Origin of the sequence: Serratia liquefaciens ATCC 27592 (assembly GCF_000422085.1) — a bacterium.
Lineage (GTDB): Bacteria > Pseudomonadota > Gammaproteobacteria > Enterobacterales > Enterobacteriaceae > Serratia > Serratia liquefaciens.
The window spans coordinates 3,869,632-3,893,731 of the sequence record NC_021741.1 but is presented as its reverse complement, the minus strand read 5'-3'; the positions used below and the strand labels follow the sequence as shown (position 1 = coordinate 3,893,731).

At 56.5% G+C, this 24,100-nt stretch carries 14 protein-coding genes; 11 read left to right on the top strand and 3 right to left on the bottom strand.

What is annotated here, in order from left to right:
• Positions 1-155: 155 nt before the first annotated feature.
• The 3 genes from M495_RS18195 to M495_RS18185 all read left to right on the top strand — a co-directional run bounded on the left by M495_RS18195 (position 156) and on the right by M495_RS18185 (position 8,329).
• Positions 156-1,799 carry a ShlB/FhaC/HecB family hemolysin secretion/activation protein gene (locus tag M495_RS18195; protein ID WP_020828145.1) on the top strand — a complete coding sequence of 548 codons (1,644 nt, stop codon included), beginning with the start codon at positions 156-158 and terminating at the stop codon, positions 1,797-1,799.
• Positions 1,800-1,883: 84 nt separating this feature from the next.
• Entirely contained in the window at positions 1,884-7,949 is a 6,066-nt protein-coding gene (locus M495_RS18190; protein WP_020828144.1) for a DUF637 domain-containing protein, read from the top strand.
• Positions 7,949-8,329 (top strand): hypothetical protein, encoded by a 381-nt coding sequence (locus M495_RS18185; RefSeq protein ID WP_020828143.1) that lies wholly within the window; start codon positions 7,949-7,951, stop codon positions 8,327-8,329. The genes M495_RS18190 and M495_RS18185 overlap by 1 nt, the downstream gene beginning before the upstream one ends.
• A 465-nt stretch (positions 8,330-8,794) precedes the next feature.
• Here the strand turns inward: M495_RS18185 and M495_RS18180 are convergent, their stop codons facing one another.
• On the bottom strand, positions 8,795-9,877 hold the full coding sequence (locus tag M495_RS18180) for a LacI family DNA-binding transcriptional regulator (RefSeq protein WP_020828142.1): 1,083 nt from the start codon (positions 9,875-9,877) through the stop codon (positions 8,795-8,797).
• Positions 9,878-10,242: 365 nt separating this feature from the next.
• On the opposite strand from M495_RS18180, the gene M495_RS18175 reads away from it, so the two are divergent.
• Positions 10,243-11,550 carry an MFS transporter gene (locus M495_RS18175; RefSeq protein ID WP_020828141.1) on the top strand — a complete coding sequence of 436 codons (1,308 nt, stop codon included), beginning with the start codon at positions 10,243-10,245 and terminating at the stop codon, positions 11,548-11,550.
• An 11-nt stretch (positions 11,551-11,561) separates the two neighbouring features.
• Positions 11,562-13,928: a glycoside hydrolase family 31 protein gene (locus M495_RS18170; protein WP_020828140.1), complete on the top strand. Its 2,367-nt coding sequence runs from the start codon at positions 11,562-11,564 to the stop codon at positions 13,926-13,928.
• 6 nt (positions 13,929-13,934) lie between these two features.
• Here M495_RS18170 and xseA read toward each other — a convergent pair whose 3' ends face one another.
• Complete coding sequence (xseA, locus tag M495_RS18165; protein WP_020828139.1) at positions 13,935-15,311, bottom strand: exodeoxyribonuclease VII large subunit; 1,377 nt, start codon at positions 15,309-15,311, stop codon at positions 13,935-13,937.
• Between the two features lie 170 nt (positions 15,312-15,481).
• Between xseA and guaB the strand changes: the two genes are divergently transcribed.
• From guaB to M495_RS18140, 5 genes are all read left to right on the top strand, one after another.
• Positions 15,482-16,945, top strand: a complete 1,464-nt coding sequence (guaB, locus tag M495_RS18160; protein ID WP_020828138.1) for an IMP dehydrogenase — start codon at positions 15,482-15,484, stop codon at positions 16,943-16,945.
• Between the two features lie 176 nt (positions 16,946-17,121).
• A complete protein-coding gene (gene guaA / locus M495_RS18155; RefSeq protein WP_020828137.1) occupies positions 17,122-18,699 on the top strand; it encodes a glutamine-hydrolyzing GMP synthase in 1,578 nt (525 codons plus the stop codon).
• A gap of 399 nt (positions 18,700-19,098) precedes the next feature.
• Positions 19,099-20,445, top strand: a complete 1,347-nt coding sequence (locus M495_RS18150) for an MFS transporter (protein ID WP_020828136.1) — start codon at positions 19,099-19,101, stop codon at positions 20,443-20,445.
• 41 nt (positions 20,446-20,486) lie between these two features.
• Positions 20,487-21,623 carry an FAD-dependent oxidoreductase gene (locus tag M495_RS18145; protein ID WP_020828135.1) on the top strand — a complete coding sequence of 379 codons (1,137 nt, stop codon included), beginning with the start codon at positions 20,487-20,489 and terminating at the stop codon, positions 21,621-21,623.
• 94 nt (positions 21,624-21,717) lie between these two features.
• Positions 21,718-22,608: an alpha/beta hydrolase gene (locus tag M495_RS18140; protein WP_020828134.1), complete on the top strand. Its 891-nt coding sequence runs from the start codon at positions 21,718-21,720 to the stop codon at positions 22,606-22,608.
• A gap of 93 nt (positions 22,609-22,701) precedes the next feature.
• On the opposite strand, the gene M495_RS18135 is transcribed toward M495_RS18140, so the two are convergent.
• Positions 22,702-23,076: a winged helix-turn-helix transcriptional regulator gene (locus M495_RS18135; protein WP_020828133.1), complete on the bottom strand. Its 375-nt coding sequence runs from the start codon at positions 23,074-23,076 to the stop codon at positions 22,702-22,704.
• Between the two features lie 124 nt (positions 23,077-23,200).
• On the opposite strand from M495_RS18135, the gene M495_RS18130 reads away from it, so the two are divergent.
• Entirely contained in the window at positions 23,201-24,034 is an 834-nt protein-coding gene (locus tag M495_RS18130) for an enoyl-CoA hydratase/isomerase family protein (protein WP_020828132.1), read from the top strand.
• Positions 24,035-24,100: the final 66 nt, after the last annotated feature.

The following is a 24,100-nucleotide window of genomic DNA, read 5'->3' as shown; positions in this document are numbered from 1 at the left end:
GTGCCCAATCAGGCAGTCGCCTTACGGCCTCTTGATCCCTCATGATTGATAAAAAATAAACTACTAGACTTTTACTGACAAATATTTACACTTTGCAACCATTACAACTTAATGGTAGTGAGTCTCATTTGCATATCAACAAGGAATGTTGGTTATTGGTTACCTGGCTTGGGCTGTCTGGCCTGGCCCAGGCGGCATCAACCCTTAACCCTGCCGACCAGGATATTATCGAGCGCCGACAGAAGAATTTGTTGGAGCAGGCGCAGCAGCAGCGTGACGACCTGCAAAATACCACCGACCTGCCGACTCTCCCTCTGCCCGTGCCGGAGATGGAAGATAAAACTTGCCATCACGTCAACCGCATCGTCTTTCAGGGCGCCGAACATCTGTCCTGGTCGGTGAAAGATAAACTGGCGTCTTTCTATCAGGGCCGCTGCCTGACGCTATTGCGCATCAATAATCTGGTTCGGGAGACCACCAACGCCTATATCACGCGAGGCTATGTCACGTCGCAGGCCTGGCTGCCGGAACAGGATATCGCCGGTGGTGAACTGACCGTCGCCGTCAGTGAGGGGCGCGTTGAAGGTATCAGTCTGGACGGACAGGAAACGCTGGCACTGAAAATGGCGTTCCCCGGACTGGTCGGCCACGTGCTTAACCTGCGTGATATCGAGCAGGGCATGGAGCAGCTCAACCGGTTGCCCTCGCAGCAGGTCGCCATCGACATTCAGCCAGGCAAACGGCCGGGCTATTCCTCGGTGGCGCTGCGCCGGACGTCGACACGTTTGCCCGTCTCGGTGTCCTTCGGCGCCGACAACGGCGGCCAGAAAAGCACCGGAACCGGGCAAATGAATGCCGGCGTGGTGCTGGACAATCCGCTGCGCCTGGCCGACCAGTGGTCGCTGTCAGCCTCACGGGATGATGCATTTCATCATGACCGGCGCAGCCGCAGTCTGAGTGGCGGCGTCACGTTGCCTTACGGTTACTGGCTGTTCAGCTATCAGGCCGCCTGGAACGACTTTTATCAGCACATTCCCATTCAGGATGCACGCTATCGCTATGCGGGCAACGCCGTGGTGCAGCGCCTGGACGTTAACCGCACCCTGTTGCGCGACGGCCGGCAGAAGCTGGCACTGGACCTGGGGGTATCGCGCCGGCGCACCGAGAACAAGCTGGCCGGGCAGCGCCTGACCAACAGCAGCGTGACGGTGGCCAGCCTGTCCGCTGGCCTCAACTACAGCCGCACGCTGAGCGGCGGTTACCTGACGTTGAACCCGACTGTGTCGCACGGCCTGAGTGGGTTGGGTGCAAGCCGGGACGACCCCGCAGCTCCTTACGCCGCGCGCAGCAAATTTCGCAAACTCAGTCTAAGCGCCAGCTACTTTTATCCGCTGACGCCGTCGCTCTATTACCTGACCTCCGCCTACGGACAGGCCAGCGCCGACAACCTGTACAGCGGTGAGCGCATTTCCCTTGGCGGGCAGTATTCGGTGCGCGGCTTCAAGGAGCAGTACCTCACTGGCAACCGCGGCGCTTACTGGCGCAACGAACTCAACTGGCAACTCGGCCCCGTGCCGGTTATAGGCGACGTATCGTTGACCGCCGCGCTGGACGGTGGCTGGCTGCGCAGCGAGACGCACCAGGTGGACGGCGGCAGCGTGGCCGGTGCCGCTCTGGGGTTGGCGATCAACAACAGGTGGTTCAACCAGGCGTTCACCGTCGGTAAACCGTTGGCACACCCGAACAGCCTGCAACCGGACCGCTGGGTGGCTTACTGGCAGGCCGGTATCACCCTGTAAGGTAAACGATTTATTGCAGTAACCGACACACGGCACGGACGTCAGTGCACGACTGAATTTTATATTAAGAGAACGGACCTTCCTATGGACAAGCCTCTTCATCCGCTGGCGCGCGCCGTCAGCTACCTGCTGATTTACACCACGGCGCTGACGCCGCTGCATCCGGCCTTCGCTGCCGGCATCAACGCCGCCAACGGCAACACCCAGGTACACATGAAACCTGGCAACGTGCCGGTGGTGAATATTGCCACGCCGAACAGTGCGGGAATTTCGCACAACGTCTATAAGGACTTCAACGTCGGCACGCCAGGCGCTGTGCTCAACAATGCCACCCAAGGTGGCAAGACCCAACTGGGCGTAATTATAGAGAATGCCAAAGGCAACCCGAATCTGAAGGGGAAGGCGGCGGAGCTCATCATCAATGAAGTCACCGGCGGTAGTCGCTCTGAGCTGCAGGGTAAACTCGAGGTGTTCGGCAACAAGGCCAACGTGATGATTGCCAACCCCAATGGCATCACCTGCGACGGCTGTGGTTTTATCAATGCCCCGGGCGTGACGTTGACCACCGGCAAGCCGCAGTTCGACAAGCAGGGCGCACTGGAGGCGTTGGAGGTCAAAAAAGGCGGCGTCACCATCGGGGGCAAGGGACTCGATGGTAGTGGCGCCGACTACGTCGACATCCTCAGCCGTGCCACTGAACTCAACGGCAAAATCAACGCCAAAAACCTATCGCTGACTCAGGGGACCAACCGCATCAGTTTTAAAGACGGCACGGTAAAACCCATTGCCGGCGACGGGGCCAAACCGCAACTGGCGGTCGATACCAAGGCGCTGGGTGGCATGTACGCCAACAAAATTCGCCTGGTGGCCACCGAGGACGGGGTGGGTGTCAACCTGAATAATATCAATAGCGCGCAACAGGATATCACCTTGACCGCCAATGGGCGTATTGAGCTGGGACACGCGCATGCACAGACGGATTTGAACGTCAGCGCCAGGGAGGTTCATATTGCCTCCGGCGTTAAGGTGCGTGGCGAACATGACGTGACGCTGGCGGCCGATACGCTCAACAACAACGGTAATGTGACTGCGCACCGCGATATGCGAGTGTTTGCAGACACGGTGCGCAACGTTGAATTACGTGACGGAGACAATACGGCGTTACACAGCAACAATAATCTGTGGATCCAGAAGGATGCGCAGGGAAATAAGTCCAAACAGATAGAAAACCGCTCCGCGCGCATTCAAACCAACAGCGGCGATTTGGTGATACGCGCAGAGCAGGTGAATAATGTTAGAAACGTTGGAATTGTTAACAAAACCAAGCTGACGCCGACATCTACGGATAAAAACATGCAGGTGGCTAACGTCATGGCGGAAAGCGGCGACTATCCCGTGATCATCACCGCAGAATTGACATCGCCCTTACCGGAGAGATGGTTTGGAAAAGCGGATTTCAGCAATATTGAGCAGGGGGTTTTGGTAAACGACCAACAGACCTTGTTCGATACAGGGAAATGGTCGGCGCCCGCGGAAATCACATCCGGCCGGCATCTCTATATTTATGGTGATGACGTTTATAACCACAGCAGCCTACTGAGTGCCAAATCAGACCTGATCCTGACGGGGCAGAATTTCACCAATGAACAGGTGTCCACAGGAACACTGTTGAATTACATTCGTTATGTCCCTGATGAAAAAGCCAATAAGGAACATGGGAAAACCACCTTCAATCCGTTAACTGCAAAAGAGCTGCGGTTAACGAATTACTTCACTCGAGGTGATAACGTTCAAGTCTGGCAGTCCACTCTGTCCCCCTTACCCCGTGCCAGTTTGAGTGCCGGAAACAACCTGGTCGCAGATTTCAAAAACAAGATAGAAATCAAAACCCCAACGCCGTCTGAAAGTCAGTTCACGGAGGTGAAAACGACCGGACGCCTGGAGTCCATTAAGGCGCAAAACGTGGTGCTGCATGCGGCCAATATCATCAATACCGACGCCATTAACGCCAGCGGCAATCTCACCGCCATTGCCGAAGACCGCATCGTACTGGGGCAGGGCATTCTGTCCGCAGGTAAAGCGCTGGATTTGAGTGCCGGCAATGCCATCGATGCCTGGCAAAGCGAACTGAAAGGGCAGGATGTTACTCTGACCGCCCGTACCGGCGAAATAAAGGTGCACACCAGCGAGAAACCCCACTATTACCATCCTGACGGGGTGCGCTGGCTGGGCAGCCTGGAAGCCTCGCACGACTTGACGCTGACGGCGGGCAGCACTATAACCCTGGTCAATACACTGCTAGCGCAGAGTCGTAATATCAGCATGACCGCCCCCGGCAGCATCGGCATCATCAATAATGATGCTGTTCTGGTGCGTACCCGTCCCGGCGAAAACCTGTCGGCGGACCAGCGGTTGCAGTACTTCAACAACCTGCTTCAGGCTGGCACCATGAACGCGACCGGGTCGATAACGATGAACAGCGGCAGCGGCCTGTCGCTGAACGGCATCAAAATGACGGCCGGGGGGAATGTCAACCTTAATGCCGCACAGAATATCGACCTTAACATGCGCCCCCTGGGTGATGCCTACCGTTCTCTATTTGCTGCGACCCGCACACCCGAATTACGCAGCCAGGTCAAGGCGAACGGCAACCTGCTAATTAACTCGGGGCGCGATATCGGCCTGCAGGGCAGTGACGTGTGGGCAGGCGGCGATGCGACGCTGATTGCGGGACAGACACTGTGGCTGGCAGCTGTAGGTTATTCCGCTATCGATGCAACCAATGACAACAACAAGGATGACCGTCAGTGGGTCACTGGCCTGCACGGTGGCAAGACACTGACCCTGTCCGCCAATCGCGATATCCTAACCTATGGCTCACACCTTTCGTCTGACGGCAACATGACGCTGACCTCCGGCGGCGACATGCGCTTTGAGGCGGTGCAGAACCACAGCTATCGTGAAGGCGGCAAAGAATTTACCGAAACACGCACTCAGCAGGGCACAGAACTGAGTGCCGGCGGTCTGCTGACGGCCATTGCCAACGGCAGCATCCTGTTCCAGGCGACTAAACTGCAGTCGAAAGGGCAATCCGGGCAGGTGAATACACCCGCAGACCTTTCTGGGGTTGATGCTGTATTTTCAACGGCTGAACGCCTGGCGCAGGAGGCCAGACAACGATTTGACCAGGCGATGAATAACCGGACTCAGGCCGAAGGTCAGCTGAATGACCGTCGGCGCGAGTTGGACAGCGCACGACAGCATCCTGATACCTTATCGTTGTTCAATGTTGGCGCACACCCCATTACCTCGTCGTCGTCCCGATTTGTTTCAGTGCCGAGCTATAGCGGAGGGGGCGCCAATTATGACGCTTCGGCGTTGATCGATAACCAGGCACACCTCGACCGGTTATTGCAAGAAGGGGGCCGGGCGTTTGTCAATAATGTTCTTCAATGGGGAGATGTTTCGGCACCGACTCAAGACGGTGTCAAAGTCGGGAACGCGATAAAAGAATCGACCATCGAGGAATATGACAAAATTCGTCAACGCCTGATAGACAGGCAGAACGCGGTCAATAACGCTCAGAACGCGTTCACTACGGCTCAACACGCATTCGACCAGGCCCAGCAACAGATCGCGCAGCCGACGAAAGAAAAAAATGCTGCTGAAAATCAACTGAATGTGGCGCGGGCGGAAAGACAGCGCCAGTATGATGCGGAGAGGCAACGTAAGGATCAGGAAAACGCCAGAAACAGGGAGCTGGCGGTCCGCACCGGTTCCATGGATATCGCCGCCAAGGGCGGCTATCTCTATGCCCAGGCGATGGAAGAGTCCAGCCACTACGAGAAAACGGAAACCAAGCGCAAGTGGTGGGGTAAAAAAACTGAGGTCAAGCAAACCCGCCATGACGTGACCAATAAGGTGACCGAGTTTACCTCCCCCGGCAATATCACCCTGATGAGCCGTGACGACAGCACCTATGAGGCGAGCAAGATTGAGGCCGGTAAGAATGCCCGACTGACCAGTACCCACGGACAGGTCAACTTCCGTGCGGTGAAAAACACCAACTTCGAACAGACCGTCACTAATTCGAAAGGGTTCTTCATCAAGCAGGCCAACAAAGGGTACGAAGACAATAAGTGGGTACTGCCGAGTATTCATACTGGCGGTACGTTGACGGTCGATGCCGCCAAAGGCGTCAGCGCCGACGTGAAGGTGAGAAACGGCCAAGCACTGCAAAGCGCCATCGATGCGCTGGGCAACACGCCGGGCACCACCTGGGTCAAAGATCTGAACAAGCGCAATGACGTGCAGTGGAATAAGGTCAAGGACGCCTACGACAGCTGGGATTACAAGAGCCAGCATCTGAACCCGGCGGTGGCGGCAGTGATTGCCATCGCGGCAGCCGCAGTGACGGCGGGCAGTTCGCTAACGGCGCTGGCGGCCAGTAATGTCGCCGGGGCCATCGGCGGCGGCGCCGTTACCAGCGGCGCGGTCACGGCTGGTATGTCATCGTTGGCCTCTCAGGCGGCGGTGGCGCTGGTCGAAAACAGAGGCAATCTGTCAAAAACCCTGAAAGTGCTGGGCAGTAGCGAGAGCGTGAAGGCGACGGCCACGGCAATGGCAGTGGGGGGCGCGCTCAACGGCTTCGACAGTGCGATGGGCTGGAGCAAGGACGCGGCGGGCAAACCGCTCAACCCGAACAACGTCAAGCTGCCACAGCTGAGCAATGGCGACTGGAGCAAGGTGGCGCAGCGTGTGGCTGGGCAATCGGTCATCAGCTCTAGCCTGAATACGACCATCAATGGCGGCAGCTTCAAAGACAATTTGACCAATGCGCTGCTGGCGAATATTGGCAGCCAGGTTCAGGCTGAGGGTGCCAACCTGATAGGGGATAATGGTCAGGTTCTCGGTGTACCGGGCCGGGCCGTGAGTCATGTGGTGCTAGCGGGAATCAGCGCGGAAATCGGCAGAGGAGACGGTAAAGGGGCCGCTGCTGGGGCATTGGCGGCGGAACTGGCCGGGGTGATCATCAACGATAACCTGGTAAAAACCGAAGGATGGCAGGAGCGTCAGTCACAAATCAGCCGTGTTGCAGGTGCCTTCGCGGGAGCTATAGCTACCGGCAAAGCCTCGGGTACCAACAGCGGTGCAAACGCGGGTGAATTTGTTGAACGCTTCAATCGCCAGCTGCATCAGGAAGAACTCAACGCTATTAAAGTGCTGTCGAAGGGCGACAAGGAAAAAGAAGCGCGTCTGATGGCAGCATCTTGCCGAAAAGTAGCCTGTACTACGCAGGAAGCGTTAAACTCGGAAGAGCGCAAGCAGTTTGAAGACCTGATGAAGAAATACCCGTCAACGCGGGACGAAGATGGGCTTATTGCCAACTACTGGGTGCAAAAAGAGCGTCAGCGCTTCGGCAACTACCCGGCGTTTGCCGGTTATGACAGTGAAAAGTTATTCACGTATGACTTGGGTGACCAGATAACCGACGGCCAGCTGTTTGCACGAAACCAACAGATAGAGCAAATCAGCAAGCTGACCGGGTGGTCACCGAACTGGGTGAATGCCTCGGTGATGGCAGTTTCTATCGCCAGTACGTTTGCCGGTATGGGTAAAGCAAATGTCGGCAACCAGTATCTGTCATCAAAACTGGTCGGGCCAACCAACGCCTGGAAAGGGTATTTGGTCAATGAGAAGACCATTCAGCAGGCGGCTACGTTCAGACAGCAGGTGTTGGATGCCAGGGCGCCGTTTTCACAAAATATCAGGAAGACGGGGAATGCCGCCGTTGCAAAAATCGATGTTCCTGGTATGCCGAAAACACTCGCTGCACACAGCCGTGTCGACGTAGCAGACAAAGGCTTTATAGGGAAAGGTAGCGGCAATTTTAAATTTAACACCATCAACAATTCAAAGGGTGAACCAATACCTCGAAATACAGACTCGGAGTACAAAATCCTGGACAACCTGGCTGATAAACTGGGTAACAATGTGGCAGCCAAGGGAAAAGTCACCATTTTTACTGAACGTACTGCATGTGGGAGTTGTTTGGGCGTCGTGGATCAATTTCAGAAAAAATACCCCGGGATCAAAATAGATGTCCTTGACAACAACAATGTAATGTTAATTCCTGGGAGGTTGAAGTAATGGACGAAGAACGTATGACTTACGGTGAAATACGAGAAATGATATTAGGATGTTTCTATGATTGCTGTAGAAACATACTTTACATTAATAAAAAGACTGGTGAAAAATCATCTTATGATGGCCTGGAAATTGGGTATGCAAGCTATCAATGCGAAAATACCCCTTTTTCGCCGATAGAAAAGCTAATGTTCGAGGTATTTACTCTAATTTTAAGGGCCGGAAGAGGGCCGAAGAAAGCAGAAGACATCACTCGTGATGGTATCTATTTGATTATAAACGAAACGCCTTTGAGTATTCTCATTAAAGACATCTCTGATGACGAAAAAAGGGACTTGCTTTATGATATGGAGTTGCTTGGATTGCTTGAGAAGCCTGAGTAACTTCCTGTTCCCAAAAGTATGAGATTAAGCACGTTTTGCGCATGCTGGTGCTAGCGAAGGTAACCAAGTAACACTGCAGGCCAGGATTGTCGTAAATCTAACGTCCTTACGAACGGCTCTTTGGAGCCGTTTTTCTTGATTTTGTATTCCACATAAACGTCGACATATCTCACCGAGCGATGGCCATCCTCGGGTAGCTGGCGCACCAACTGGAAATTTACTCTATCCATGAAGCCTTTTTGTGGCCTTACCGGCGTCCCCGCTGCGCAGTTGAGGCCTCGTCTGCCAGCTGCGTGATGAAGTACGGTACCGCGCCTCCTTCGCAGACTCTGTACGTGGCTTAGGGTGAGTTTTGGCGAATACAAACCTAAACATTATTACTGCCGTTATCCATTAGTTCACGCCAATACGCGATGAACCAAAAAATTGCCCTCAATAAATGAACGGGGCGCCACTAAGTGTAGTTCAGACATCGTAAAGGCGGTGGTCATGGGTGCTGACCGCCGGGCTGGTTTTATGGGGACTGATGCGTTTGACCGAGGCGCGTACCGCCAGTTTGCCGTGCAGCAGCAGGTTACAAGGCGGTGCATCGGCGCGCAGCATGCGGCGTTGCAGCAGTTGGATCGCCTCATAACCCAGCTCGTCGCGCGGTACCTGCACCGAGGTGAGCGGCACGTCGTGAATTTCCGCCAGATTGAAGCCGTCGGTGCTCATCACCGAGATATCCCCCGGCACGCTCAGCTGCAGCTTGTTCAGTGCTTTGACCGCGCCGACCGCCATGTAGTCGCCACCGGCAAGAATGGCCGTTGGCAGCTGCGAGCGGTGGCTCACCCGGTTGATAAAGGTGGTAAGCGCCTGTTCGGCCTCTTCGCTGCCGAAGCCGGAAGTAGTCACCAGATGGCGGCCGTCGTCAAAGGCGATATTGTGCCGCGCATAGGCTTGTTTAATACCCGCCAGCCGCAGTTCCATGGTGTGGCGGCGCAGGCATTGCAGATTCAAAATATGGCTATGCCCTTGTTGCATCAGATAGTTGGCGGAGAACTCGCCAATCAGTTGGTGATCGGGTGACACGCTGTCGAGCCGCATCTGGCGGTCGGTGCAGTTAATCAGTACGCAGGGTTTATTCAGGTCGGCGGCCAACTGGTGAATGTGTTCGTCGTCGATGCCGATAATTAGCGCTGCCTGAGTTTGCGGATCGCTCATTTTTTCCAGAAACAACGCGCCGTCGCTGTGCAGTTCTTCCAGCCCACAATAGCGGATCCGCACTTCATGCTCAGCTAATGCGGCGGAGATCCCCTGGATCACCTTGTAGTAGAAGATATCGGTGCGCACATCAAAAGCGCGCTGGGGGGCGAAGACCATCACGTTATTGAGCATCAGCCTGCCGCTGGAAATTCCCTGCAGAATGCCGTTCTGTTGAGCGCAGGCCAACACCTTTTGGCGAGCTTCGACGCTGGTATTGGACTTACCGGCTAATACACGTGAAACGGTGCTGATCGACAGCCCGGTTTGCCGGGCAATTTCCTGTATTTTCAGCTTTCCGTTCATTCTGTGATCTCCTTCAAATTCGGTAATGAAAATATTTTCACGGTGTTTTTTCAGCGTACTGTCAGGCTTCTGTCGCCATTATGGCGAGCTTTTATTCTATGCATGAGAATTTTTGCAAAAAACCTCGTTTCGCTCACGCTTCCGGCTGGTTAGTCTGAATTGGTATACCAACTTTATAGATTTATCAGTCCAATTAATGGGCTGAATTATAAATAAAACGAAAATAAATCATGTGGTTGTGAACGTGATGCGTTGGTCTTTGTCAGACATACCGCAGTTTTCCACGGCCCATACCTTCGATACCAAAACGTACCCTACCAAAAGGCGCGCTGTTGCACCGGGCAGCCGTCGTGGAGAGAAGACAGATGAGTGTTGAAATTAATCAAAGGGTCGCCGATACCGGCCGGCGCAAGTTCAAATCGCTGCGCTGGTGGATGCTGGCGCTGTTTTTACTGGGCGTAACGGTCAACTACATCACCCGTAATTCGCTGGGCATTCTGGCACCTGAACTGAAAACCAGCCTCAACATGACCACCGAGCAGTACTCCTGGGTGGTGGCATCGTTCCAACTGGCCTATACGGTATTTCAGCCGATCTGCGGCTGGCTGATCGACGTTATCGGCCTGAAGATGGGCTTTTTGATCTGCGCCAGTATCTGGGCGGTTGTTTGCATGCTGCATGCCGGCGCGGGCAGTTGGGTTCAACTGGCTATCCTGCGGTTCTTTATGGGCGGGGCGGAAGCGGCGGCCACACCGGCCAACGCCAAGGCGATATCCGACTGGTTCCCTAAAAAGGAGCGGCCGATCGCCGCCGGTTGGGCGGGCGTCGGTTTCTCTATTGGCGCCATGCTGGCTCCGCCAATTATCGTGATTGCCCACGTTTCCTTTGGCTGGCAGGGCGCTTTTTTGTTCTCCGGCGCGCTGGCGTTGATCTGGGTAGTGTTGTGGTGGTTGTTCTATCACTCGCCGCAGCAGCACCCCAATCTGAGCCAACAGGAACTGGATCTGATCCGCGAAGACAATGAACCGGAACTGCCCAGATTGCCGTTTCTCAAGTCGCTGGCGATTTTGTGCCGCAACAAAAAGTTCTATGGCATCGCCATTCCGGCCTTTCTCGCCGAACCGGCCTGGGCGGTGTTCAGTTTCTGGGTGCCGCTGTACCTGGCCACCGAGCGCGGCATGGACTTAAAGCACATCGCCATGTTTGCCTGGCTGCCGTTTTTGGCGGCGGACATCGGCAGCGTTGCCAGCGGCTATCTCACCACCCTGTACCGCAAATGGTTCGGCTGCAGCCGCGTCAACTCGGTGGTCGCCAGCTCGGTGACGGGCGCCTTTATGATGGTTTCGCTGGCATTTGTGGCGATCACCAAAGATCCCTACGTGGCGATCGCCCTGATCTCGATCGGTGGCTTCGGGCACCAGGTGATCTCCTGCATGCTCAGCGCGCTGGTGGTGGAGTCGTTCGATAAAAACCAAATGGCGACCGTCAACGGCATGCGCGGCTCCAGCGCCTGGATCGCCAGCTTCCTGTTTACGTTGCTGATCGGTGCGGTCTCCGACACCGTCGGTTTTAACCCCTTATTCATCGCCATGGGCTTCTTCGACCTGATCGGCGCCCTGTTCCTGATTGCTTTGATCGCCGAACGCGGCGGTAAAAAAACACTCAATAGTTAAGTTGGATGCCTATGAAAACCTTAAAAAACTGGACGCTGGCAGGACAGTATGCCGATCGTATTGAACTGCTGGTCGATGAACGCCATCTGTTTTGCATGTACGTGTTGGAAAACCACCTGTGTCGCGTGTTGATCAAGCGCAGCGGAGAGCTGGCGCTGGATCGCACCTGGAGCATTGCGCCACAGACCGACGTGCCCTGGGAAGGGCGCGACCGGCTGAGCGTCGCCGGTTTCAACCTGCCGGGTTACCACTTGCAGCAGCATGAGGATCGGTTGGTGCTGACCACCTCTGCGCTGCGCGTGACCGTGCATCAGCCGCTGTGGCTGGAATGGGAACACTGTAACGCCGCCGGTGAATGGCGTCCGCTGGCAGCCGATCGGCCCACCAGCGCCTATTTGCTTAACCCGCACGGTGACGGCGTGGCCCATTATCAACGTCGCCATGCCGCCGAGCGCTATTATGGCCTGGGCGAGAAGGCCGGTGATTTGGAGCGCAGCGGCCGCCGTTTTGAAATGCGCAATCTGGATGCGATGGGTTACAACGCCGCCAGCACTGACCCGCTGTACAAGCACATTCCTTTCACCATCACCCGTGGAGAAGAGGCCAGCTTTGGGCTGTTTTACGACAACCTGAGCAGTTGCTGGCTGGATTTGGGTAACGAGATCGACAATTACCACCTGGCCTATCGCCGCTATCAGGCCGAGGCGGGGGATTTGGATTATTACCTGTTCCTCGGGCCAAAGGTGCTGGATGTCACCAAGGCGTTTGTACGCCTGACCGGCAAGACACACTTCGGGCCAAAATGGAGCCTGGGCTACAGCGGATCCACCATGCATTACACCGATGCGCCGGATGCTCAACAGCAGCTACGGCAGTTTATTGAGCTTTGTCACCAACATGACATTCCCTGTGACTCCTTCCAGCTGTCCTCGGGTTATACCTCGATCGGCAACAAGCGTTACGTGTTCAACTGGAACTACGACAAGGTGCCGCAACCCAAGCAGTTGAGTCAGGCTTTCCACGATGCCGGATTGAAATTGGCGGCCAACATCAAGCCGTGCCTGTTGCAGGATCATCCGCAGTATCAACAGGCGGCGCAGTTAGGGCTGTTTATCCGCGATTCAGAAAGCGATAGGCCGGAGCGTTCGAGCTTTTGGGACGACGAAGGCTCACATCTGGACTTCACCAATCCGGCGGCAGTGCACTGGTGGCAGCAGGGCGTGACTCAGCAACTGCTGGAAATGGGCATCGATTCCACCTGGAATGACAATAACGAATATGAAGTGTGGGACGGCGAGGCGCGTTGCCACGGTTTTGGCCAGCCGATCGCCATCAAGCATATTCGCCCGGTGATGCCGTTGCTGATGATGCGCGCCTCGATGGAGGCGCAGCAGCGCTTTGCTCCTGAGCTGCGGCCGTACCTGATTTCACGCTCCGGCTGTGCCGGTATGCAACGTTATGTGCAGACCTGGAGCGGCGATAACCGTACCAGTTGGCAAACCCTGCGTTACAACATTCGCATGGGGCTGGGCATGAGCCTGTCCGGTTTGTACAACCTCGGGCACGACGTGGGCGGTTTCTCCGGCGACAGGCCGGACGCCGAACTGCTGGTGCGTTGGGTGCAAAATGGCGTGATGCATCCGCGTTTCACCATTCACTCCTGGAACGACGACGCCACGGTTAACGAACCCTGGATGTACCCTGCGGTGACGCCGGCAGTGCGCGAGGCGATTGCTTTGCGTTATCGGCTGATGCCGTATTTCTACACCTTGCTGTGGCAGGCCTGCGTCGACGACGAACCGATGCTGCGCCCGACCTTCCTCGACCACGAGCATGATGAGCGCACGCTGAACGAAACCGATGATTTTATGATAGGTCGCGATCTGCTGGTGGCCAGCGTGGTGGAGCAGGGGCAGCGTCAGCGGCCGGTGTATCTGCCGGATAACGGCGACGGCTGGTACTGCTTCTACAGCGGCCAATGGTTCAGCGGCGGCCAGGCGGTGCTGCTGGAGGCACCGCTGGAGCGCTTGCCGCTGCTGGTACGTGCCGGTGCCGCGATACCTTTGTCGTCGCGATTGGCGCATGTTGACGTGACGGCGGACGATCGGCGCGAGCTGAAGCTGTATCCGCTCAAAGGCTGTGGCAGCGCTTCTGGGCTGTTATTCGAAGATGACGGGGAAAGTTATGGCTGGCAGCAGGGCGATGCGCTGTGGCTGCGCTGGGAGATGCTCAGCGACACTCAACGCATTATGCTGAACATCACTGCCGAAGGCCGGTTCAAACCGGCGTGGCAGACGTTGGCCTGCAGTTTGCCAACTGGAGAGACGCGAGAACTGTGGATTAACGGCGTACCGGGCAGCCGTTTTACGCTGGAGTAAGCGGGATTATTCGGCCGCGCGTTTCTTGCGCGGCTTTTTGGCAACGGTGATGGTTTTCACCTCGCTTTCCACCCAACCATCCTGCAGACGGGTTTTCAGCAGTTCGCCAACCTGAGCCTGCTTGGTGGTTTTCAGCAGTTCGCCGCGCGGGGTTTGCGTCACGCTGTAGCCGCGGGCCAGCGTCGCCAGCGGGCTGACGGCCTCGAGTTGGCTGCAGGCGACGCCGAAGCGCTGGCGCAGGCCGTTAAGCTGGCGATCCCATGCCTGCTGCAAACGGTATTCCTGTTGCTGCACGCGTTGTTGGTAGCGGTGAATACGCGCCTGCGGTTGCATCTGCGCCAGCCGTTGCTGAACCCGCTCGCTGCGACGCGAAGACAGACGCAGTTGGTTTTGCATGCCGTCTTCCAACCGACGTTGCAGTTTGAACAACAGCGTTTGTTGGCGCGCCAGACGCAGGTGCGGGTGCTGCTGCTGCAAACGGTGGTTGATGCGGGTGAACTGCTGCTGGCGCTGCGCCAGGTAGTAGTCCATCGCCATTTCCATCCGCTGTTGCTGTGATTGCAACTGACGCAGCAGTTCCAACTGATTGCGACTGACCAGTTCGGCAGCGGCAGAAGGGGTTGGCGCACGCAGATCGGCGACAAAGTCGGCAATGGTGACGTCGGTTTCGTGGCCGACGGCGCTGACAATCGGAATGCGGCTGGCGAAAATCGCCCGCGCAACGCGTTCGTCGTTAAAGCTCCACAGGTCTTCCAGTGAACCCCCGCCACGGCCGACGATCAGCACGTCGCACTCGTCACGGCGGTTGGCCGTTTCGATGGCACGTACAATCTGCAGGGGGGCTTCCGCGCCCTGCACCGAAGTAGGGTAGATAACGATGGGCAATGACGGATCGCGCCGTTGCAGCACCTGCAGCACATCGTGCAGCGCCGCGCCGCTGGCGGAGGTGACCACCCCGACGCGTTTGGCCGGGCTGGGCAGCGGCTGTTTGAACTGTTGGTCGAAAAGGCCTTCGGCGCTCAGTCGCTGTTTTAACTGATCGAACTGCTGTTGCAACAGGCCGTCGCCGGCGGGCTGCATGCTTTCGGCGATCAGCTGATAGTCGCCGCGCGGCTCATACAGCGTGATGCTGGCGCGCACCAGCACCTGTTGGCCATTTTGCGGGCGGAAGGTAGTACGACGGTTAGTGTTGCGGAACATCGCGCAACGCACCTGCGCGCGGTCGTCTTTCAGCGTGAAATACCAATGACCTGAAGACGGCTGGGAGAAGTTGGAGATCTCGGCGGAGAGCCAAATCTGGCCCATTTCCATTTCCAGCAGCTGTCGAACCGTCTGATTCAGGCGGCTTACGGTAAAAATGGAAGGCGAAACAGGTATCGACATGTGACCCAGATCAAATTTCAAAACAAGCACTTAATTGGTCGATACTACATGGCTGAAAAAGGTAATCAAGAGTTTTTGTGAGAAAGTGCTGGAGGCAACCGATTACGCTCTGTATAATGCCGCGGCAATATTTTATCTTTTTCACAGCCCACTCTGGTGAGATATTGCCCATGCTACGTATCGCGAAAGAAGCACTAACGTTTGACGACGTTCTCCTGGTTCCAGCTCACTCTACGGTTCTGCCTAATACCGCTGAGCTCGGCACCCAACTGACCAAAAATATCCGCCTGAATATCCCTATGCTGTCCGCAGCCATGGATACCGTTACCGAATCCGGCCTGGCCATCGCGCTGGCGCAGGAAGGCGGTCTGGGCTTCATTCACAAAAACATGTCTATCGAGCGTCAGGCAGAAGAAGTCCGCCGCGTGAAAAAACATGAAAGCGGCGTGGTAACCGATCCACAAGCCGTAACCCCTGCCACAACCCTGAAAGAAGTGAAAGAGCTGACCGCACGTAACGGCTTCGCCGGTTACCCTGTCGTCACCGAAGAGAACGAACTGGTCGGTATCATTACCGGCCGCGACGTCCGCTTCGTCACCGATCTGAACCAGCCTGTTACCGCCGTGATGACGCCGAAAGAGCGTCTGGTTACGGTGAAAGAAGGCGAAGCGCGTGAAGTCGTGCTGCAGAAAATGCACGAAAAACGCGTTGAGAAAGCGCTGGTAGTGGACGACAGCTTCCACCTGCTGGGCATGATCACCGTAAAAGACTTCCAGAAAGCGGAACGCAAGCCAAACGCCTGTAAAGACGAGCATGGCCGTCTGCGCGTTGGCGCAGCGGTGGGTGCAGGTGCAGGTAACGAAGAGCGCGTTGATGCGCTGGTCGCCGCCGGCGTTGACGTGCTGCTGATCGACTCCTCGCATGGCCATTCCGAAGGCGTATTGCAGCGTATTCGCGAAACGCGCGCCAAATACCCGGATCTGCAGATCGTGGGCGGCAACGTGGCTACCGCAGCCGGTGCCAAAGCGCTGGCTGACGCCGGCGTCAGCGCGGTCAAAGTAGGTATCGGCCCTGGCTCCATCTGTACTACTCGTATCGTAACCGGCGTAGGTGTACCGCAGATCACAGCCATCGCCGATGCGGTTGAAGCGCTGGAAGGGACAGGTATCCCGGTCATCGCCGACGGCGGCATTCGCTTCTCCGGTGACATCGCCAAAGCTATCGCGGCCGGCGCATCCTGCGTAATGGTCGGCTCCATGCTGGCGGGTACCGAAGAATCACCGGGCGAAATCGAGCTGTATCAGGGCCGTTCGTTCAAATCCTACCGTGGTATGGGTTCACTGGGCGCGATGTCCAAAGGCTCTTCCGACCGTTACTTCCAGACCGATAACGCCGCCGACAAACTGGTGCCGGAAGGTATCGAAGGCCGCGTGGCTTACAAAGGCATGCTGAAAGCGATCGTACACCAGCAGATGGGCGGCCTGCGTTCTTGCATGGGCCTGACCGGCTGCGCCACCATCGACGACCTGCGTACCAAGGCTGAATTTGTTCGCATCAGCGGCGCCGGTATTCAGGAAAGCCACGTGCATGACGTGACCATCACCAAAGAGTCACCGAACTACCGCATGGGTTAATTTCAGGGGCTGCGGCCGGCGCATTTGTTCGCCGTCCGCTGCTCGCATTGCTCATTGACTTTATGTCAACTGCGCATGCTGTGCTGCGGGCGACCACCAACTGTTTGGCCTCGCCGACTGAAACTGTCCTAACGTTTTAGATTTTCCTTTTTCTCTGTTGCTGGAATTCGCCTCACATGACAAAAAATATCCATAAGCATCGCATTCTGATTCTGGACTTTGGTTCGCAATACACCCAACTGGTCGCCCGCCGCGTGCGCGAAATCGGCGTTTACTGCGAGCTGTGGGCCTGGGACGTTAGCGAAGAGCAAATCCGCGAATTCAATCCGAGCGGCATCATCCTGTCCGGCGGCCCGGAAAGCACCACCGAAACCAACAGCCCGCGTGCGCCAGAATACGTGTTCACCGCCGGTGTACCTGTGCTGGGCGTATGCTACGGCATGCAGACCATGGCAATGCAGCTGGGCGGCCATGTGCAAGGTTCCAACGAGCGTGAATTCGGTTACGCGCAGGTGGAAATTACCACCGACAGCGCACTGGTTCGCGGCATCGAAGACGCGCTGAGCCCAACCGGTAAACCGCTGCTCGACGTGTGGATGAGCCACGGCGACAAAGTGACCGCTATCCCGTCCGACTTCGTGACCGTTGCCAGCACCGATACCTGCCCGTTTGCCATTATGGCCAACGAAGAAAAACGCTTCTACGGCGTGCAGTTCCACCCGGAAGTGACCCACACCCGTCAGGGCCAGCGCATGCTGGAGCGTTTCGTGCTGGATATCTGCCAGTGTGAAGCCCTGTGGACCCCGGCGACCATCATCGAAGATGCGGTAGAGCGCATTCGTGAGCAGGTGGGCGAAGATCACGTGATCCTCGGCCTGTCCGGCGGCGTCGACTCTTCCGTGACCGCAATGCTGCTGCATCGCGCCATCGGTAAACGCCTGACCTGCGTGTTCGTCGATAACGGCCTGCTGCGTCTGAATGAAGCAGACCAGGTGCTGGAAATGTTTGGCGACCACTTCGGCCTGAACATCGTTCACGTGGCGGCGGAAGATCGCTTCCTGAGCGCGTTAGCCGGCGTTGACGAACCGGAAGCCAAGCGCAAGATCATCGGCCGCGTGTTCGTTGAACTGTTCGACGAAGAAGCCTGCAAGCAGACTGAAGTGAAATGGCTGGCGCAGGGCACCATCTACCCGGACGTGATCGAATCCGCCGCCTCCGCCACCGGCAAAGCGCACGTGATCAAATCGCACCACAACGTGGGTGGCCTGCCGAAAGAGATGAAGCTGGGCCTGGTCGAGCCGCTGAAAGAGCTGTTCAAAGACGAAGTGCGCAAAATCGGTCTGGAACTGGGCCTGCCGTACGACATGCTTTACCGTCACCCGTTCCCGGGCCCAGGTTTGGGCGTGCGCGTACTGGGCGAAGTGAAGAAAGAGTACTGCGATCTGCTGCGCCGTGCCGATGCGATCTTCATCGAAGAGCTGCACAAAGCCGATCTGTACAACAAAGTCAGCCAGGCATTCACCGTGTTCCTGCCGGTGCGTTCGGTTGGCGTGATGGGCGATGGCCGTAAATACGACTGGGTTGTTTCACTGCGCGCAGTGGAAACCATCGACTTTATGACCGCACATTGGGCGCACCTGCCGTACGATTTCCTCGGTCGCGTCTCCAACCGCATCATCAACGAAGTCAACGGCATTTCCCGTGTGGTTTATGACATCAGCGGTAAGCCACCGGCTACCATTGAGTGGGAATGATGAACCGCTAATCACTGACTATCAGTGATGATTTTAAAACCCCCGTTGCGGCTAGGCTGTACGGGGGTTTTCTTTTTTCCGACGCCCACAAAATATTCCCTTTGCGCGCCTCCTTGTATTCATTTTGGTTATACCAAAGATCCCTTTTTTGATTATTCCCTGATATCAGCACAGCCCTATACTCGATCAATCCCTGCTCTCTGGAAAACCTGCCCCTGCAGCGCTACCCAGTAAAACACCAGGTTATGCATAAGCTCCGGAACTGGCAGAAGGTAAATTATTACTAATCAGTATGTTGATGCCATTTTATTCACCGGTTAATCCCGGGTCTTCCTGCCGGTGGTGGCGTGCTTTTCATGATGCAAGGTAATACAAAAACAAGAAAAGAGGATTTTTGCCATGAACAAACAATCCGTCACCGACATTGTCGATCAAAGCCCGATCGGTGGTTTACAGATAATGACGCTGCTCTTGTGTTTTATTGTATTGATGATTAATGGTCTGGATGCCAGCGCGATGGGTTATATCGCCCCTGAATTGGCTCAAGAATGGGGGATTGATCGCGCCGAGTTGGGCCCGGCTTTCGCGGCAGGTCTGTTCGGCATGTTACTCGGCAGTTTCATTTGTGGCCCCGCGGCGGACCGTTATGGGCGCAAAACGGTGTTGCTGATCTGCTCGGTTATCGTCGCTTTAGGCACCCTGGGTTATGCCTTTTCCTCATCGATTAGCGTGCTTGTGGCACTGCGGTTGCTGACTGGCATGGGACTAGGCGGCGTATTGCCCGGTTGCATTACTCTGGTGTCAGAGTATTCGCCCATTCGCTGGCGCATGTTGCTGGTCACCTTGAGCTTTTCCGGCTTTACCTTGGGTATGGCGCTCGGCGGCTGGGTGGCCGACTTGCTGCTGCCGGTGCTGGGCTGGAGAGGCCTGCTCTTTGTGGGCAGTATCGCTCCTTTGGTGATGCTGCCAGTGCTGTATTTCATGCTCCCTGAGTCGATCTGTTTCCTGGCCAACAGGCCGCAACAGAGAGCTAAATTACTGCGGATCGTCGAACGGATTGGCGGCCATAGGAAGTGGCAGGACGTAATCTTTACCGACGGTATGGACAGAAAGCCCGGTGAAAAAAACCTGCAGCTGTCTCCCGTGGCGGCGCTATTTTCTGAAGGGCGAACCGAGCGTACGCTGCTACTCTGGCTGACCTTTTTCTGCTGCTTATTCTCGTTCTACCTGTTGAGCAATTGGCTACCCACGGTATTGCGCAGCAGCGGGTTTGACGCTCGGATGGCCTTATATGTTGCCGCAATGCTGCCGCTGGGGGGCATGATCGGTGGCATCATCACAGCACTTCTCATCGATCGAATCGGTATCGCCAAAATACTTCCTCCTTTAGCCTTATTGGCCTCGGTCGCGCTGCTGGTTACCGGCAGCCAGCTCGGCAGTTCTACCCGTTTATTGGTTTGCGTTTTTTTCGTGGGTTTTACCCTCACGGGAGCATTGAACAACATCAGTATTTTGAGCGCTGGCCTTTATCCCACCACGGCACGTGCGACCGGAGTGTCATGGGGGATCGGCGTGGGTCATGTGGGTTCCATCACGGGGGCTTATCTTGGCTCTTGGCTATATACCGTGGTTGGTGATTTGCAGAATTTTTTCTACTGGATGGCGATTCCCGCATTAATTGCCGCTTTGGCGTTGTTCTGCATGACCAGGAGAAAGGATCTGTTTGCGGTACAGGCGGGTTCTTAACGACGGGTACGATCAAAAACAAACGGGGCTGAGGAGAGGGTATGAAGCAACTGCATGCAGAAATTGCTGGGGCAGGTATCGCCGGGCTTACGGCGGCGGCGGCGCTGGCTCAGCGTGGCTGGAGCGTGAGAGTGCATGAGCGTTCGGCAAACCTGCGCACCTTTGGTGCGGGCATCTATATCTGGAGTAATGGGCTGCGTGTGCTCGAGGCGATTGGAGCCTATGACGAAGCTATGGTGGGGGCACACGAAGGGGCCGTATTCCAGACACGGGATCACGGCAACGCAACGATGGAGGATATTCCGATCAACAGCAGCGGTGCCCCACGTCTGGTTACCATCCTGCGCGAGCGGCTGCTGCTGTCTTTGCTCAATGCGGCTCGCCGCGCCGGTGCCGAAATTGTCAGCGATTCCGAGGCGGTGGGGGCGACACCGGATGGAAAGCTGCTGATGGCGGACAAGCGAACGCTGTCAGCCGATTTGGTGATCGGCGCTGACGGTATCAACTCGCGGGTGAGAGAGTCTCTGGACCTGCTGATGTACCGCAAGCCGCTGCACTATGGCGCGGTCAGAATGATGTTGAAGCGTGATGACGATGACGTACCGCCTGCAGATCGTTCGAACTACATTGAGTACTTTTCAGGCACGAGGCGGATCCTTTATACGCCCGCCAGCGCGACCGATCTTTATGTTGCACTGTGCTGCGCTGAGGACGATGTGGGTGCCTATCAGCTTCCGATTGCCCCGGCACTTTGGCGCAAATCCTTCCCACACCTTTCCGGCCTGATCGCACGTTTTGGCGAGGCCGGCCGCTGGGATGCGTTTGAGGTGCTGAAGCTCAAGGCCTGGAGCAAAGGGCAGGTGGCGATCCTCGGCGATGCAGCCCATGCGATGCCGCCTTACCTCGGCCAAGGGGGCGGTTGCGCACTGATGAATGCTCTTGGATTGGCGGTCAGTCTGGAAAATAACCGGGATATTCCGGCGGCGCTGGCAGCCTGGGAAGCGCAGGAAAGGCCGTTGACCGAACATACCCAAGATACGGCGGAACGCATGGGGCATATGAACCTGTGGCCAGACGACGTTCGATCGGCCGTTTTGCGTATCACCGGACGCTGCGAGCAGATCGGCGCAGAGCGTATGAAAACGGCATTAAGCCTGCCGACGGGCACTTTGGCCTGATCATTGCTCCGGCCCGAGAAACGGGGCCGGGACTAACCACTTTTTTTGTCCGCAGCCGCTGGGATATGGCGGTATTCATCAGGGAGGTTGAAAAATGACGCTTTTGGCAGACGAAGTGTTTATGGATCCGGCACGCCTCAATGAGGATTACGATGCACGCGCTACGGTAGGTGTCGATGGCTTTGCCAAAGAAATGGCGCGTTATCGCTCGCAGTCTGAAAAGATGAAACTGGCTTATGGCCTCCATTTTGATATCACCTATTGCCAGAAAAGTGGTCAGGCTCTGGATATTTATGGGCCAACGGTGAATGGAAACGGGCCGCTGCTGCCCGTTTTTCTTTTTATTCACGGGGGATACTGGCGAGCGCTGTCGAAAGAAGATTCCGCGATGATGGCGGGCACATTAGCGGCAAATGGCATTGCCACGGTGGTTATAGATTATCCACTCGCGCCGGCAGCCGGCATCGGTGACATCGTCCATGCCGTACGCAGTGCCGTGGCGTTCATTTGGCGGCGGGGACATGAGTTTGGGCTGGATCCGCAACGGATCTCGCTGGGTGGCAGTTCTGCTGGTGGCCATTTGCTTGCAACACTATTAGCACCAGGCTGGCATGTAGCTTTTGGCGTGCCGACCGATGTGGTGAAGTTTGCTTTTCCCATCAGCGGGCTTTTTGAACTCGCACCTTTGATGAAGACGCCCGTGCAGGCATGGCTGGCACTCTCCGACACCAGCGTGGCCGATTACAGCCCGATGCGTCACATCCCTGCGCCGGGGTGCCCCATCACCGTTGCCTGGGCTGAAGGCGATCCGCCCGGCTTCAAGCGGCAGTCCGAAGCCTTTGCCTCTTTGTATAAAGCGGCCGGTGCGGAAACGGATCTGCTCGAGGTGCCCCATTGCAACCATTTCGATGTGCTGATGGAGTGGGCTGACCCGACGTCTCTGCTTTCCAGGACGCTGATCTCGGGAATATTCCGCAACCTCTGATCGCCTCCCTCTCATTTCTAGAGTTTCGGTTATCGCCGGGTGATTACTGGATGTACGCGGCCATTCATCGCAAGGAAAAGTGAGGCAGGAGCCTCACTGTTCAAGCTGCTGGTTTTGCTCATCATATCTGCGCCGGCAGTCCTGAATAGCCTCCATATTCCCCATAGTCCACTCAAACAGAATAGAGAACGGCCCTTGCAATGACTGGCCGAGCGGCGTCAGCGAATACTCGACGCCGAGCACCCGCCCATCCAAAACCTTGCGGTTCACCATGCCGTTACGCTCCAGCTTGCGCAGCGTCTGGGTGAGCACACGTTGAGTGACGCCATCAAGGCGACGCTTGATCGCATTGAAGCGCCTCGGCTCACGCAGCACCTCCAGCACCATCATTGACCATTTGTCCGCGATCTGGTCGAGAATGATTCGGCTCGGGCAGTCAGCGCGGTAGACAGTTTCATTCGTCTCCATCGGTATCCTCCAGCATCCCTGGGATGCTTCAAGTGCGTAATTGACGCCAGGTATGCAAAGTATACCATTCGATCAGCGGCGCGAAAGTCCAGCGCCGATACGCCTGACAAACAAGGACATCGACATGAAAGATACCGATTTCAGCAAACTCAGCTTGTCTCACGCAAAGGGGGTCTTGACGATCACCCTCAATAATCCGCCGGTCAACGTGCTTGATGTGGCTTTGATGTCGGAAATCAGCCGCTTACTGCGTGCCTTGCGTGGCGACCCGGATACTCGCGTGCTGGTTTTCCAGAGTGCGGATCCGGAGTTCTTCATCGCTCATGTCGACATGACCTTAATCGATGAACCGCATGCTTTCGATGAGCTGGCGCGTAATGCGCCGGAAGGGCTCAACCCGTTCCAGGCATTCGGTGAGTTGCTGCGCAGCCAGCCCCAGGTGACTATCGTTAAGCTTGCCGGGTTGGCGCGTGGGGGCGGCGCAGAATTCGTTGCGGCGGCCGACATGGCTTTTGCCGCCGAAGGGCGGGCAGGACTGGCCCAATGCGAAGCCTTGATGGGCATTACGCCCGGTGGCGGCGCGACGCAATACCTGACGAACCGCATGACGCGTGGTCGCGCGCTTGAAGTGATCCTGGGAGCCGATCTTATCGACGCGGCGACCGCAGAGCGCTATGGCTGGATTAACCGCGCCTTGCCCGCATCCGAACTCGACGACTTTGTCGAACGCCTGGCGCACAACATTGCGGCACTGCCCGAAGGGGTTATCGCGGCGGCCAAGCAGGCGATGCCGGCGGCAGATCTGCGGGAAGGTTTTTATCGTGAGCATGAGGCCTGGGCGGGGCTTTTTGAACGCCCTGCAGCGGAGAGACTCATTCGGGGCGGACTGAAGGCAGGCGCCCAAACCAAAGTGGGTGAGCGCAACCTCGAAGGCCTGCTGCGCAATCTTGGTGCCTAAGCGGCAGTCTCAGCCGCAATCTTGCCGATGCCGGAAATGCAACGTCGGCAGGATAAAGCCCCGAAC